The organism is Bradyrhizobium sp. USDA 10063, from assembly GCF_054063735.1.
This window is the reverse complement of the sequence record NZ_JBSSGP010000002.1, coordinates 8,405,288-8,419,244: the sequence shown is the minus strand read 5'-3', so window position 1 is coordinate 8,419,244 and position 13,957 is coordinate 8,405,288. Positions and strand designations below refer to the sequence as shown.

Genomic DNA, 13,957 nt, shown 5'->3' with positions numbered 1-13,957 from the left:
TCGACGCTCGATCGTCGCCAGCGCTCCGTGGTTTACGGTTCTTCCTTATCTTTCCTACCTCTTGTGCGCGGTCGTTCTGCTATCTCCAGATACTGCCGCAGCTCAGGTGAAGCGGGATGGTAGAGGGGGGCCGCATTCGGCTCCCGAAAGCATCAACGGGACGCTGAACCTTTCCTCCTCGCTCGGCAAAACAATTCATCTCCCCGCACCGGCGGCGAGCATCTTTGTCGCTGACCCGACGATCGCGGATTATCAGGCACCGTCGAACACGACCATCTTCGTCTTTGGCAAGAAATCCGGACGGACCAGCTTGTTCGCTTTGAACGACGATGGGGAGGCTCTAGCCGAGTTCCGTGTTGTCGTCACGCAACCGATCGAGGATCTGCGTGCCATGTTGAAGGCCCAAGTCGGTGACTATCCTATCCAAGTCAGCTATACGCCGCGTGGCGCGATCCTCAGCGGTACGGCGCCCAATGCGGAGATCGTCGACACCGCGATGAGAGTTACTGAGCAATTTCTGGGTGCCGGTGCGTTGGTCGTCAACAAGATCCAGCTGGCCGGGTCGTTGCAGGTCAATCTGAGCGTGCGCGTGGCCGAGGTCTCCCGCAGCGCCATGAAGGAGCTAAGCATCAACCTCTCCGCTTTTGGTAACAACGGCACTTTCTTTGCCGGCTTGATGAGCGGCAGTGGCGGTGATGTCAGCGCGGGTAAGGGCGGCGGTACCGCGAGAATTGGATTCGGCGCTGGCAATATCAATGTCAGCGCTGTTCTTGATGCGCTTGCCAAGGAGCAACTCGCTTCTGTACTGGCGGAGCCGAATCTCACCGCGATGTCCGGTGAATCTGCGAGCTTCCTGGTCGGGGGCGAATTTCCCTTTCCGGTCGTGCAGGACAATCGGCAGGTCTCGGTCCAATTCCGCCAGTTCGGAGTCAGCCTGGAGTTCGTCCCGACCGTTCTCAACAACAATCAGATCAATATCCGCGTGAAGCCGGAAGTCAGCGAGCTGGCGCAAGGTGGCATCCCTATCAACGGTATGCAGGTGCCTGCCCTCTCCACGCGGCGTGCCAGCACCGTCGTCGAGCTCGGCAGCGGTCAAAGCTTCGCAATCGGTGGGCTGATCAGACGTAACTTCAACACTGACATTCGTACCTTTCCTTGGCTCGGCGATGTGCCGATCTTGGGCGCGCTGTTCCGCTCGTCTTCATTTCAAAAGGAGGAGACGGAACTGGTTATTATCGTCACGCCTTACATCGTGCGACCAGGATCTAACCCGTACCAGATGAGCGCCCCCACCGATCGCATCGAGCCGGCCTCCGACATAGGCCGCACTCTGACGAACAGGTTGGCAAATCCGCCGCGAGGCCGCGGTGCTCCCCGCACCAGCGTACCAGGCGCAACGGGCGGTGCCGGCTTTATCATCGAATGAGGATCATCGAATGACCTTGCGACACCTGTGCCACATGATCGTTTTGACGGCGGGCGTAGCCGGCTGCACAAGCGCTGCCCCTGTCGATGTCGGGTCGACCGCACAAGCCATCGTTGTGGAGCAGGAGAACAGTGTGTTGCTGCTACAGAGCCTTCGTGGTGCCGAGCGATATCGTCTGCGGGATTTCATCGCGCGTGCAAGTCGCGGTCGGCGTGATGCGCTCCATCTCGACATCACGGGCTCGTCCCGGCTGGGCGCGCAGGTTGCCAGCGAAGCCCGCGCAATGGGCATTGCCCCTTACAACATCCGCCTGGTCGATGCCCGCATGGACCAGCAGATCGGCTTCGCAGTGCGAATCGAGGCGATTGTTTATGAAGCTCGCCCTCCACTCTGTCCGTCGCTTTCGATCGTTGGTCCTTCAGTTAACGACAATGCTTTCGAGCAGACGCTTGGCTGCTCGATCCGGAACAATTTGGCGGTCACGGTCAACGATCCGCGCGACTTGCTGGACAATAACGCCATCATGCTAACCAATGGCGATCGTGCGGCCATTCCTGTTGCAGCATACAGGACTTTCGGAGCGCACAAGCAGCATTAAATTGGAAGATGGAGATTGCCCATGGGGCCTCGCCGAAAGCCGCGAATAGGCACAAAGAGATGTCAACCGTCTCAACGGCAACATCGTTCAATGGCGCCATTGCAGCTCCATTCGTAACGACGATTCTAGACTTTGCCGGCGGCATAGAGTGCTCTCGCGACCCCATCAAAGTGCTTGTTCGGAATGCCATTGCCCAGCGCGGCGTTGCGGAGGAGCTGATGCGCCAGGACGTGGTCATCGACGACGCTGAGATGCAGCGCCCGCGCTTCATCAAGCAAGCGTGAAGCAGTTTCGCCCTCGCCGCGGCAAACCACGACCGGCACGCTGGTCTCGCCACGAACGTAGCGAACACCGACCAATATTGCCCGCCCCACCAATATCAATGTGGCGCGATGGACCCCGACGGGAGACTCGTTGGCCGCCTCCTGACGGAGACGGCGGTGTTCACGTTTCACCTGCGGATTGCCTTGCTGTTCCTTTGACTCGCGTTTTGCCTCGGTCTGCGTCATGCGCATGTCCTGCAAAAACAACCAGCGCTGGATCAGGAGATCGGTCAATCCGCCGATCAGAAAAGCGGCTGCCGCCATCCCGATCAGCAGTTTGAGCTCCGTGAAGACAACGCCGATACAGCCCATACCGCAGGCCGGCAAATACACCAGCGCCTTCCAACTGGCGACAACGGAAAGGAGTAAGCTTGCGCCGAGGGCGAGCACCTTAAATAGCGTCTTCAAAAGCTCGATTAGCGAACGGAGAGACGCGATGCGCTTCAACCCTTTGATAGGGTCCAATTTTTCTAGTTTTGGTTTCAGCGGCTCGAAGGAAACCATTAGTCCACCATTGGCCAGGATTCCGGCTAGAATGGCTGCGAGCACGATAGTCCCGAGGAATGGCCCGAGGGTTGCCATGGACAGTTCGATCAAGCTGCTCAGCACGTGCTGGAGCGCACTATCGAAGGGCTGAGCCTGCAATTTGTCTATTAGTCGCACCGCTTCATGCCACTCGTCCTTGATCAGGCCCGCTCTTAACCAGAGATAGCCGAAACCGGCGCAAACGCTGGCAGCGCTTACCAAATCGGCGCTGCGCGGACTCTGCCCTTTCTTGCGTGCATCTTGCAGCTTCTTGGGGCTGGCAGGGAGCTTCTTTTCTTCGCTCGTCTTGCTCATTTCAGGAGCTTCTCGAGCCCCTCGATCACGTTATTTGACTGGATGATCTCCGATGTCGTGTATTCGATCAGATAGACGGCGTAGCTGACCATGATAATGCCAAAGGCAACATTCTTGATGGTTGGGGAGAGATCGTTCAGCTTGATTTGCGGCGCAAAGCGCCCGAGCATCATGACTGAAGTATCAATCAGAAGCAGGAAAGCCAGGACAGGCCCAGAGACCAACAACGTTGTACGCATGATATGGTCGAGAAGCCCTAGAACTTCCATTGCCCCTCGCGTCGTCAGGCTAGGAAATGCTTGATACACGGGCCAGATCAGGTAGCTGCCATAAAGGCTCCCAATCATAGTCTGCAGACCTCCCGACAGGACGAAGATCGTGACCGCGGTGATACCGAGAAAGAGCCCCGTCGCCGAAGCTTGACTGCGCGTCGCGGGATCGGCCGAAGCGACCTGGCTGGTAATGCCGCGTTGAGTGTCAATGACGTCGCCGACCGCCTGGATGCTCCAAAGCGGGATGCTGAGCAGAACGCCGAGCAATAGGCCGATGAACACCTCCTTCATAGCCAGGAGCGGGACCCCGATCAGACGGATGTTCGGATCTAGCGCCTGCAAGCCGCCGCTGATTTGCGCCAAGCATGGCAGTCCAATCGCAACTGACAGGCAGCCGCGGATCAGGCCACCGATCTGCGGCCGCGTAAATACAGGAAGGACCATCATAATGCCAAGGGCGCGGGCCGCAGCAAGACCGGCTGCAACAACGAATTCGGTTGCCGCCTGGATCAGGGTTTGCGTCTCGCTGGGTGACATGCCATACATCTAAGGTCTGCTAGTACCTCGCTGTGAGTACGGGAAACTCCGTGAAGACCTGCTCGGCTTCTTTGATGAGCGGCGCGCTCAGCAGCGGAGAAAATACGGCAATCACCGCGACAACGACCAGAAGCTTCACGGTAAGTGGCAACGTTTGATCCTGGAGCTGCGTTGCCGCCTGGATGATACCGATCCCCAATCCGACAACCACCGCTGCGATGAGTGGTGGCAGAACCCAGATCATGAAGATCACAAGAGATCGGCTCATGTGACTGAGGATGCTCGCTTCATCCATACTCAACCTCCCGGCGTTGTGTAACTCAGTACAAGCCCGTGCATCAGTCGCGACCAGCCATCGATGGCGACGAACAGAAAGAGCTTGAAAGGGACAGATATCACCGTAGGCGACACCATTGACATGCCCATGGCCATCAAAATCGTCGTTACGATAAGATCGATCGTGATAAAGGGCAGATAGAGAAGAAAACCGATTTCGAAGGCACGCTTGAGCTCTGAGATTAGAAAAGATGGCACAAGAATGACAAGGTCATCAGCTGTGGCGTTGCCGCGCATTTCCTCGGGCCAGATGCGTTCGGTCGAAGCCAGGAAGAACCGGCGCTGCTCTTCATTGGTGAACTTCGTGAGATAGCCCCGCAGCGGCTCCTTCCCCTCTTTGGCGGCGGTCACCCAGTCATCGAACGTTTGATACCGAAGTTGCGGGGCGGTCATGCGATTATAGGTCTCCTCAATCAGGGGGGCGCTAACGAAAACGGTAAGAATCAATGCCGCGCCATATAGAACGAGGTTCGGGGGAATCGATTGGGTTCCGAGCGCATTGCGAACGAGGAAGAGAACGACGGACACCTTTACGAACGCTGTGGTTGTGACGACTGCGAACGTCACCAGGCCGAGACCAACTGTGAGCGCAAGAAGCCCCAAAATTCCTGGTTGGACGTCAGTCATGGACCGCCAATCCGCCACGGAGCCTGATCCCCAGCTCCTCGCCGATACGTATGATGTCGCCACGGCCGATACGTCGGCCGTTGACAAGGATATCGACTGGGCCGTCGACCGGCCGGCCAAGTTCGAACACATGCCCTTCGCTGACATTCCTCAATGCTCCCAACGGAATGGGCCAGCGGCCGCATTCGAATACAAGCGTGATCTCGATATTGTCGAGGTCGGCTTCAGACGGCGGTTGCTGCATTTCGGATTGTGTCATCATATGTGTCAACTCCAGAGGATGTGGTTGCAGGCGGAACGGCCCCCGCAGGATCAGGCGCGCGCCGGCAATATCTGCCACGGCCCATAACCGGCCCGCCGTGAGGATGACCTGGCCGCGGGCGAAGGTTATTACGTCTGGCAGCAGAGCGTCGCCTTTGCGTGTATTCCGAACAAGCGCGACCGTAGTGCGGAGTGAGCCAATCTCTCCTGCAACTATGACAGGCAATTCTGGGCAAAGCTCACGCCTCTCTCGCGGCAATTGGCCGAGCAGCTCGCCTAACACGCGGAACGCGGGTGGTACCGGACCATCAAGAGGCGCAAATAGAAACAGGCGAGCTTTGCCCGTGAACGGGCCGTAGGTGATTGCGAATTCCAGATAAGGGCCCGCCGTCGTTGCTTCTACGACACAGATCAGTTGGAAACTGTGCTGTGTCAGGGTCTCCAGGCGAGCGAGTACCGGTTCGAGGGCAAGTTCGAGGACGAGCGAACGAGCAGGATCGGAGGGTAAGGCAAGGCCACTCTGCACTGTCGAGATCAGTGCCTCCACAAGTGGACGGGGTAATGACAAGATGACCGTTTCTTTTCCGACGCCCCAAAGGCAGTCGAGCATCGATATGGCAGACGGCTCCGGCTGCCAGACAAGCCGTTCCATACCCATGGATAGCGGCTTATCGCCAAGGCGGCTCTGCAGGATGCGGGGAGCGGCGATCTCGTTGAGCCACAAGGCCGCAGCGTGGGATAGAGCTAGTGTCGGTTTGAATGTAGCGTATCCGACCACACCAGTTGTCGCATGCGTTCTACAGGCCGGCACGTTCGCGCTACCATAGAAGAGCCCACCAATCATCAAGTTGAGTCGCCTGCCATCCCGGAACACGACGAACCCCTCCCATACCGAAGTAAGACCTCATCATCGGCATCTATCTCGGCCGTGACTGCAGAACAGGTATCGGCCGCGCGCCTAACGTCGGTCTCAATCTGTTGCCATTTGTGGGTCGCCGCCGAACACTTGGCCCAGAGAGCCCGCGTCTCGGAAACCGCTGTCTCGGCCTGCTCTTGAGCGATGCGCGCCTCGTCAAGTCTCCGGCGTGTCAAGGCGATCTCAGCTGTGAGCCGCTCCATGACGCGGTGGCAGCGGCGATCGAGTTCTGCGACGGGCGTCGCATCGAACGACAGCAGCTGGCGGTAAACCTCTACTTCGATTCTTGCGCGGTGGCCCTCGGCAGTTGCAAGATCTTGGAACGCCTGTTGCACGGCCTGGGCCGCGATGCGGCGCTTGGCTTCCATGTTGGCCAACGCACGCAGAGCGCTTCGCTCGCGCATATCCTTCACAAGTCGCAACTTCGAAGCGTGAACGCTATTCATGCGGTCAGACGCGCCATCCATGTGACGGTTTCCTCAAAACTGGAGACCTCATCTCCGCACTGACACAAGAATTTCCGCAAGTCATCGATCGAGGCGATTGCCCGGTCAGTCAGCGGATCGCTGTCTTGCTTGTATTCGCCGACCTTGAGCAAGAACTCCGCCTCGGCGTAGCGCGAGAGCAGATCACGGAAGAAGGATGCCGCCTTGCGATGCGGGACAGATACGACTGCGTCCATGACACGGCTTCGGCTCGACAGCACATCGATAGCGGGAAAATGCTCTCGCGCCGCCAGAAGGCGTGAGAGAACGATATGACCATCAAGAATGCCGCGCGATTCCTCGGCGATTGGATCGCCCGTGCCGTCACCCTCGACAAGCACGGTATAGAAAGCTGTGATTGAGCCGCGCTCGCCCATGCCAGCACGTTCCAGTAGACCAGGCAGCATCGCAAAGACGGATGGCGGAAAGCCACGCCGGGTCGGTGGCTCTCCTGCAGCAAGGCCGATTTCGCGCATGGCGCGACTAAAGCGCGTCAGTGAATCCATCATCAGTATGACGCGCAATCCTTGATCCCGAAAATATTCGGCAAGCGCGGTTGCCATATGAGCACATTGCGCCCGCTCCATTGCCGAGCGGTCGGATGTCTCGACGACAACGACCGTGCGGCGGAGGGCCGCCTCCCCAAGGTGCCGCTCGATGAATTCACGCACCTCACGTCCACGCTCACCGATCAGCGCGACTACGGTGACGTCGGCGGCCGCGCCCTTTACGATCTGCGACAGCAAGGTCGACTTGCCACAACCAGGGTCTCCATAGATGCCGATCCGCTGGCCCTCGCCACATGTCAGAAGCCCATCCAAGACACGGACACCGAGCGGGAAAGGCCGCTCGATACTGCGCCTTGTCATTGGGTTGGGAGCCCTGCCGCGCAGCGGGCGGGTCTGAGCGGCTTTGATTGGGTCCTTTCCGTCGAGTGGACGGCCGAAGCTGTCGATCACCCGACCAAGCAATTCGGAACCGACTGGCACTTCATGCATTCGCCCGGTCGCGACGACTTCTGCGCGACTGGACAAGCCTGCTAAGTCACCAATCGGCGTGAGTAACACCCCGTCCTGCAACAGACCGATAACCTCGGCTTCGAGCGACCATCCAGTGCGGGAATCCTGCAAGAGGCAAAGTTCCCCAATACGCGCGTCTGGCAAGACAGCATGAAGCAACGTGCCGATCGCCCGCGTGATCCGTCCGCGTACGGCACGCGTGTCGATATGCTTTGCTGTCGATTTCAGAGATGATAGCGCGGCGTGCAGAGCTGTCTCTCCAGCCGCATTGTTATAGGTTGGTCGCGGCGTGGTCACGATTGGCCTTCCTCAGCAGACAAACCAAGGCCGAGGCGCAGGGCGCGGAGCTGCGCAGCAAATCCTAGATCGACGTTGCCAAACTCGCTCCACAAAACGCATTGCTCCGGCGTCAGCGCCGGGTCCGGATCAATCCGCACTTTCGGCCGGCCGTCGCGTCCGTCGCACGCAGCGAACTCGCGCGCCAACGCATCGACTTTCAGAGGAGACACATGAAGGCAAACTTCCGCGCTGCCATATTTTTGTTCGATCGCGTGACGGACGGTTTTCACCAACATCTCGCCTGGATCGAAGGTGCCCAGCAAATCGCTCACGATCTCCATGACGAGTTGTGGCAACTCCTGCTCCAGAACGGCTTTTCGCCGGGCAACTTCGGAGGCAGCCTGCGCAACCAGCCGCGCCATTTCGTCGGCGCCGGTCTTCAGGCCCTCGGCGCGGCCGCGCGCCCGCTCCCGCTGGTAAGCTTTACGTGCCCGGCTGCGAACGCGCTGCAGATGCCGCTCTGCTGCGACGCGCGTCTGTACGGCTTCGTACCAGATCTCGAGCTCCGCGGCAGGTATGAGTGGCCCGAGCGGGCGCACCTGCGGAGCAACGGGCGATGCTGGATCATCGGCTGTCATACGGTGGGCGCCTCCGTCGCCAAATGGGCGATCACCAGTGAAAGCAATGGGCCTGCGGCATTGTGGTGTTCGGTCGCTGGATTCTCGGCGGCGGTCCCAATGGGCAAGCGTAGGAGCACGCGGGTACGGTCACGTGCTGAAGCCTCGTTGAGCCAAGCGCCAAGACAGGAATGTCCATCATCTTCAATCTGTTGCGAAAGTTGTTCCGGATCGGCAATAGAGGTGGCTGCGATCGCATTGGCCAAATGCCGGATACCGAAAGCGTGCGCTTCCGCCCCGATACGTCCGATCAGAATTGAGAGATGCTGCTTTGAAATCAGCTTTAGCAGCGAACGAGCGTGCCAGATACTGCCGGCGAGCAGAGCAGCCCGACGCGGATCATGCCCAAGCAGAAGGTCGGCCCCCAAGCCACTTCCGTTCGAATCCATTTCATTGCCAACCAGCAATTCGGCAAGTCTTATCTGCAACCGGGAGCTCTTCTGCAACCGTACCAACGTTGCAGCCGACAGCACCGCGTCAAGACGTGCGGCAAGACGAGTGGGATGAATCGATGCAACAAGCTCGCTCAAGTCAACAGACGGCGATGTAACCGAGTGATGAGGTTCGGCGGATGGTATCGGTATTGGCAATCGCACACCGTCTATACCGCGTCAGAGATGATCTTTTTGCCAGCGGACTGAACGGCGAGCAGACCCGAACGCCCAGCATCGACCTTGGTTGGTTCGCGCGACGATCGCCAGCGCAGACGTATACGAAAGCTCAGCAACACGTAGCATAGCGCACCGAAGACAGCGCCGGCGATCGCCATCCCAACCGCAAGCAACGGCGTTTGAATGGTCTTGGATGTTTGAGCCAACCCGGCCGCAGGCGCAGCTCGTTGCTCAAACGGAGCTCGTTCGACTGGCACAAAGACCACCGCCACCTTGTCGTAGGACAACCCTTCGATGCTGTTGGCGACGAGCGTCTTAATCTGCGGCAGTAAGACTGAGAGAGTCGCATTGGAGTCATGTCGGATGAAAACCGATGCCGAGGACGGCATAGTGTCTTGTCGCAACAGGTCGTTCTTCGGCAAAACAACATGGACTCGCGCAGAGACCACGCCGTCAATATCGCTGATCGTGCGCGACAATTCTTCGCTTAGGGCATAAACATACCGCGCCCGCTCTTCGATCGGCGAGGCAATCAGGCCCGATCCTTTGAACACCTCGCCGAGGTTCTTGAAAGGTTGGCGCGGCAACCCCCCAGCATTCAGCAGGTCGATTGAAAAGGCTACCTGCTTTTCTTCGACCTGAATTGTACTGGTTCCATCCTTGGCGGTAACACGGACTGCATCGACTCCTTTGTTGAGAAGGAGGGCAAGCATCTCGTTGGCCTCACGCTCCTGAACTTTGGTGTAGAGATCAGCCTTGCAGCCGGTCAGCGCGAGCAGAGCCGGCAGCACAACAAGAACATGAAACCGCCGTTTAGACGGACCACCATGACCGATATCTTTATGCATCAAAACCAATCATTCACCTCCGTCAGCCCGCCGATAGCAGTTTATTCAGAGATGAGCTGAGGGTGCCAGCAGTCTTGGAGATGAGCGAAACCTGAATGACGTTGTTATAAACATCCCGCAGATTGACCACCATCGATTCGAAGCTATCCGCCCCTTCCGGCTTGCCCGCGGTAGGCACCCCCACTCCTTCCGACTGCAAAACGGGCCGCACCGCCGGCCCAGGCTGGACACGCGCCGACCCACTGCTGACCGCCACAGAAGGTACTGTAGCGCTCCGATTCACCGCAGAAAGAGTCTGGAGGACGCGCTCGCCCAACGGACTTGCCTGGGTTATTGCACGCTGAACCTCCAACACCGGCGGAATGAACGCTGCGCTACCTCCAACTGAGGCCGCATCATCTTGAGTCGAACCCACTTGCGTAAGACTCTGCTGAAACTGAGCCTGCTCGCCGAGCACTGTCGGCGAGCAGTGTTCGAGCGGAGATTCGGCTGGGTTGGGAGAAATCGGCGCAGTGCCTAACATAATGGAAGGATTTATCGCTCTCATGTGATGAGACTGGCCGTTCATAATCGATTGACGTAGTCAGTACCGTAGAGAGGCGAACTGACGACAAGCTGACGAACATGTCAGGAATAGCGCCATCCAAAGATCACGTTTGGTTTCCAAGTTGGGACGAATCTCACCACTTGTTCTCAGGCCAAAGGGGTCTCGGAATGCAGATCCGATCTACGATGCTGTGCATTTTGCAGGGAGCTCTGTGCGTCGGGCTTTTCGTCTCCACCAGAACACTTGCAGCGTTCGGCGCTCCCCTGTCGCTGCCCTCGACACCTTATAGCTATACGGTTCTGGATCAGGACCTCTCTGCCGCGCTGCAGGAATTCGGCAACAACCTCAATATCAGAGTCAACGTCAGCGCCGAGGTGAAGGGCCGGATTCGCGGGCGAATGCCGGACCTTCCACCGCGAGAGTTCCTCGACCGTTTGACCAACCTCTACAATCTTCAATGGTACTACGATGGGCTTGTGCTTTACGTTTCTGCTGCAAACGAGGCGCAAAGTCGTCTACTTGTGTTGAATCCGATCAGCTTCGATGCATTCAAAGCGGCCCTCGATGCACTCAACATCTCCGACGAGCGCTATGTCGTGAGACCGGCACCTGGAAATGGCCTCGTCCTGGCTTCTGGTCCACCACGCTTCATCGCCCTCGTGGACCAGACGCTCAACGGCCTTGTGGCGCAGGCGCGGCCGCGCGCCGCCGTCGTCGAGCCGCCGCGGAAGTCGGTGCTGACGTTGTTTCGTGGCTCCTCGGCCATGGTCATTCGCGATGGACGACCGGAAGGCTCCTATTCTTCCGACGCGCCGCAACGGGACAGCATCGTGCGCGAGCCTGGGCAAGGCCAGAGATGACATTGAAGATGCGCGGCAGCTTCCGGCGAAAATTTGGCTCATTGTGAATCCTTCTGACGCTCGTCAGCTTCTCGAAAGCTAACTCGCCTAGCATGAGAACCTGGGCTCTAGACGACGATACCGCCTGCGACTGAGCTGGTGCCGAACCCAGGGTATCCGCTGGGCGGATTAAGAGACTATATTCTCATAAGGAGAGGAGAGCTGTATGGATTTCAACCCGATCGACGGTGCCGGGTCGCCAAGGTCCCCAGGGTCCAACGCGTGGACTCAAGAGGACCATGATCTATTTAGTCGGGTCATGAATGAAGCCGGGCCATCATCGTCTGCCGCGCCTGGGGAGACGGTATATGATGTCTCATGGGCCGTTCCTCAAGAATTTTCGCACGGCTCCCAACCTGCCCCGGACCGCATGGTCGAGAGACTGAGCCATTTGGGTCTGGTGCCGGACCCGGAGCAGCCGACGATGAGCTACGATATCCACGGTCACCGCTACACGGCCGCGTTGGACCCGTCCAACCGCGTTCGTCTCATCCATAACCCTCCAGATGACCAAATGATTGGAGCCGGACCGGCGGGGGTACCAGATTTCGATAAGCACCAGATTTGGCGGGAGCTCGAACCCGGGCTGTTGCCGGCCGGGCCATCGCAAGCGGGGCCGTCGCAGGCCGGGCCATCGTCGTCCGCCGGAGCCACGCCACGCGAACTCGGAGATTTCGTCATGGAGAACGGGCGTCGCGCCAGCGAGCACTGGGTCTTCAATCCCCAAACGGCCTCGAACGCTCAGATGAACATGTTAAGAAGCGTCGGACTCATGCCGAGCGAGGACTCACCGACAACTTTCTCCATCCTAGGTGTGCCCCACACAGCCGAATGGCGAGAAGCGAATTTTGTTCGTCTCAACCCGTCGCTGGACCCTGGCCCTTAGCAGTTGGGTGAGGATTCGCGCACCGGGTAGGGCGTTCCACAGCCCAGCTCCCGGCAGGGCCATGCCCTCCCCGCTAAAATAGATTTTCGGGATGTCGCGACGGAGCACTTGGCGACATCCCTTCTGGCCGGCGTCGACCATCTTGGCTGTCTTGCTTGGCTGTCTTGGCCTCCTGCCAAGATGATTGTACCCAGTCGATCGCGTCTTTTCAGAGATCTGGTCAGGCAGTCGGCGCGGCCACGACATCCTGGCTGAGAACGTTCCACATGATCCCCGCAACTTTCCGCGTCTCAACCGGCAGGGATTTTGAAAGCACCTCCAGCGGACGTCGCAGCGAGTGAAACGAAGTTGATGCCGGTAGCCGCGCTGAGATCCTAATTCTTCAGCCACTCGCACAGGCGGTAAGAACTCGATCGGCATGAGACCTTGCGCCGTCGGCGACGCTTCGAAAGTCAATTGGTGAGGCGGGCATGCCCCTGCCGGGAGCTGGGCTGTGGCACGCCTACCAGGCGCGCGAACCCGCTGAGCCCCGGGGGGCAGTCCAACCGAGTTGTTCAGCCAAGAGGATAGAGACCAACGCGCGGTCCTCTGCACGTTTCTTCCAATTCGGCCCTATAGGGCACACCTTTGATGAGAATATGCGTTGGACGGCCCGCGCTCGGCAGCAGACCCTCATCGTCCAGCGCTTGGACGAGCTCGAGCGGGGCGAAACGTTCGCGGTTGTGATCCCAACGCCCCTCGCGGATCACAGACGCAAAATCCAGTCGCGGCTCATGGGATGGCCTGGCAGGCGATGATGGCCCAGCTTCATCCATCTGCCCAACTTGGGCGTGATAGATGAGGCGAACGTCGCGGGGCCCTTCCGGCCCCAGCTCGGCCGTGTAAGGCTCACGGTTGATAGAGAAACGGGTGATTGGGACGAAGTGAGTCGGCAGGAGCCCTATGTTATCAAGTATGTCGATCAGGACGTCCGAGGCCCGTCGGGAGCCGTGCTCCCAGTCCGAACCGATGAGTGGTCCGATATCCCGTACCTCGTGATGGCTCGCTGACAATGGGTCGATCGGATCCATCCTGCTCTCCTCTTGACGATACAGGCCCTGCGCAAATCTGCGGAGTTACGCTCCGGACCAGGGTACGCGGCGGCAGAGGTTTCAGCGGGAGCCAGGCCTGATTCTGCAGGGGCCAGCTGTCGAAAAGCTGACGAGTGTCGCAAGGAGCCAATGGCGACCGCATTGGTTTTCTCCGGAAAGTGCGGCGCCGGTGGTCCGCCGAAGAAAAGCTGGTGCTGGTTGAAGACAAGGAGCCGCTCCGACCTGGAAGACCGCCTTGGTTTGCGGATAGCGCCTGGGTCGTTCCTACCGGGTGCGGTCAAGCCGCTTTCGCCGATCCGCAGCACTGGTCGAGATGAAGCACTAATCGAACAGCGCCACGACAGCGACGGACGTCTAGCTGTGAAACGCTGTTATGAAAAAGTCCTCTCCTTGCGCCCGCGCTGGCCGCAGCCATCGTCGTCGGGACAAGGATGTCAAGAACCGCGGCTGGTGGACGCCGTGTTCGGAAACGGTGTGAC

15 protein-coding genes are annotated in these 13,957 nt (G+C 58.9%); 3 read left to right on the top strand and 12 right to left on the bottom strand.

Annotated features, from left to right (window positions below; genetic code table 11):
- Positions 1–10 precede the first annotated feature (10 nt).
- Positions 11–1,426 carry a type II and III secretion system protein family protein gene (locus tag ACVJGD_RS41400; protein ID WP_456640554.1) on the top strand — a complete coding sequence of 472 codons (1,416 nt, stop codon included), beginning with the start codon at positions 11–13 and terminating at the stop codon, positions 1,424–1,426.
- Between the two features lie 10 nt (positions 1,427–1,436).
- On the top strand, positions 1,437–2,024 hold the full coding sequence (locus tag ACVJGD_RS41395; protein ID WP_456639490.1) for a CpaD family pilus assembly lipoprotein: 588 nt from the start codon (positions 1,437–1,439) through the stop codon (positions 2,022–2,024).
- 125 nt (positions 2,025–2,149) lie between these two features.
- On the opposite strand, the gene ACVJGD_RS41390 is transcribed toward ACVJGD_RS41395, so the two are convergent.
- The 11 genes from ACVJGD_RS41390 to ACVJGD_RS41340 form a co-directional block, all read right to left on the bottom strand.
- A complete protein-coding gene (locus ACVJGD_RS41390; protein WP_456639489.1) occupies positions 2,150–3,187 on the bottom strand; it encodes an EscU/YscU/HrcU family type III secretion system export apparatus switch protein in 1,038 nt (345 codons plus the stop codon).
- A complete protein-coding gene (gene sctT, locus ACVJGD_RS41385) occupies positions 3,184–4,005 on the bottom strand; it encodes a type III secretion system export apparatus subunit SctT (RefSeq protein ID WP_456639488.1) in 822 nt (273 codons plus the stop codon). The genes ACVJGD_RS41390 and sctT overlap by 4 nt, the downstream gene beginning before the upstream one ends.
- A gap of 10 nt (positions 4,006–4,015) precedes the next feature.
- Positions 4,016–4,291: an EscS/YscS/HrcS family type III secretion system export apparatus protein gene (locus ACVJGD_RS41380; RefSeq protein ID WP_456639487.1), complete on the bottom strand. Its 276-nt coding sequence runs from the start codon at positions 4,289–4,291 to the stop codon at positions 4,016–4,018.
- A 2-nt stretch (positions 4,292–4,293) separates the two neighbouring features.
- Positions 4,294–4,959, bottom strand: a complete 666-nt coding sequence (sctR, locus tag ACVJGD_RS41375; RefSeq protein WP_456639486.1) for a type III secretion system export apparatus subunit SctR — start codon at positions 4,957–4,959, stop codon at positions 4,294–4,296.
- On the bottom strand, positions 4,952–6,094 hold the full coding sequence (gene sctQ / locus ACVJGD_RS41370) for a type III secretion system cytoplasmic ring protein SctQ (RefSeq protein WP_456639485.1): 1,143 nt from the start codon (positions 6,092–6,094) through the stop codon (positions 4,952–4,954). The genes sctR and sctQ overlap by 8 nt, the downstream gene beginning before the upstream one ends.
- Positions 6,064–6,603, bottom strand: a complete 540-nt coding sequence (locus ACVJGD_RS41365) for a hypothetical protein (protein WP_456639484.1) — start codon at positions 6,601–6,603, stop codon at positions 6,064–6,066. Before ACVJGD_RS41365 ends, sctQ begins: the two co-directional genes overlap by 31 nt.
- Positions 6,579–7,937, bottom strand: coding sequence for a type III secretion system ATPase SctN (sctN, locus tag ACVJGD_RS41360; protein WP_456639483.1), 1,359 nt, complete (start codon positions 7,935–7,937; stop codon positions 6,579–6,581). Before sctN ends, ACVJGD_RS41365 begins: the two co-directional genes overlap by 25 nt.
- A complete protein-coding gene (gene sctL, locus ACVJGD_RS41355; RefSeq protein WP_456639482.1) occupies positions 7,934–8,557 on the bottom strand; it encodes a type III secretion system stator protein SctL in 624 nt (207 codons plus the stop codon). The genes sctN and sctL overlap by 4 nt, the downstream gene beginning before the upstream one ends.
- On the bottom strand, positions 8,554–9,126 hold the full coding sequence (locus tag ACVJGD_RS41350; protein WP_456639481.1) for a nodulation protein NolU: 573 nt from the start codon (positions 9,124–9,126) through the stop codon (positions 8,554–8,556). Before ACVJGD_RS41350 ends, sctL begins: the two co-directional genes overlap by 4 nt.
- A 71-nt stretch (positions 9,127–9,197) precedes the next feature.
- Positions 9,198–10,055: a type III secretion system inner membrane ring lipoprotein SctJ gene (gene sctJ, locus ACVJGD_RS41345; RefSeq protein ID WP_456639480.1), complete on the bottom strand. Its 858-nt coding sequence runs from the start codon at positions 10,053–10,055 to the stop codon at positions 9,198–9,200.
- Positions 10,056–10,077: 22 nt separating this feature from the next.
- Positions 10,078–10,578, bottom strand: a complete 501-nt coding sequence (locus ACVJGD_RS41340) for a nodulation protein NolB (RefSeq protein WP_456640553.1) — start codon at positions 10,576–10,578, stop codon at positions 10,078–10,080.
- A gap of 209 nt (positions 10,579–10,787) precedes the next feature.
- Between ACVJGD_RS41340 and ACVJGD_RS41335 the strand changes: the two genes are divergently transcribed.
- Positions 10,788–11,462, top strand: coding sequence for a secretin N-terminal domain-containing protein (locus tag ACVJGD_RS41335; RefSeq protein ID WP_456640552.1), 675 nt, complete (start codon positions 10,788–10,790; stop codon positions 11,460–11,462).
- 1,479 nt (positions 11,463–12,941) lie between these two features.
- Here ACVJGD_RS41335 and ACVJGD_RS41330 read toward each other — a convergent pair.
- Entirely contained in the window at positions 12,942–13,457 is a 516-nt protein-coding gene (locus tag ACVJGD_RS41330; RefSeq protein ID WP_456639479.1) for a hypothetical protein, read from the bottom strand.
- Positions 13,458–13,957: the final 500 nt, after the last annotated feature.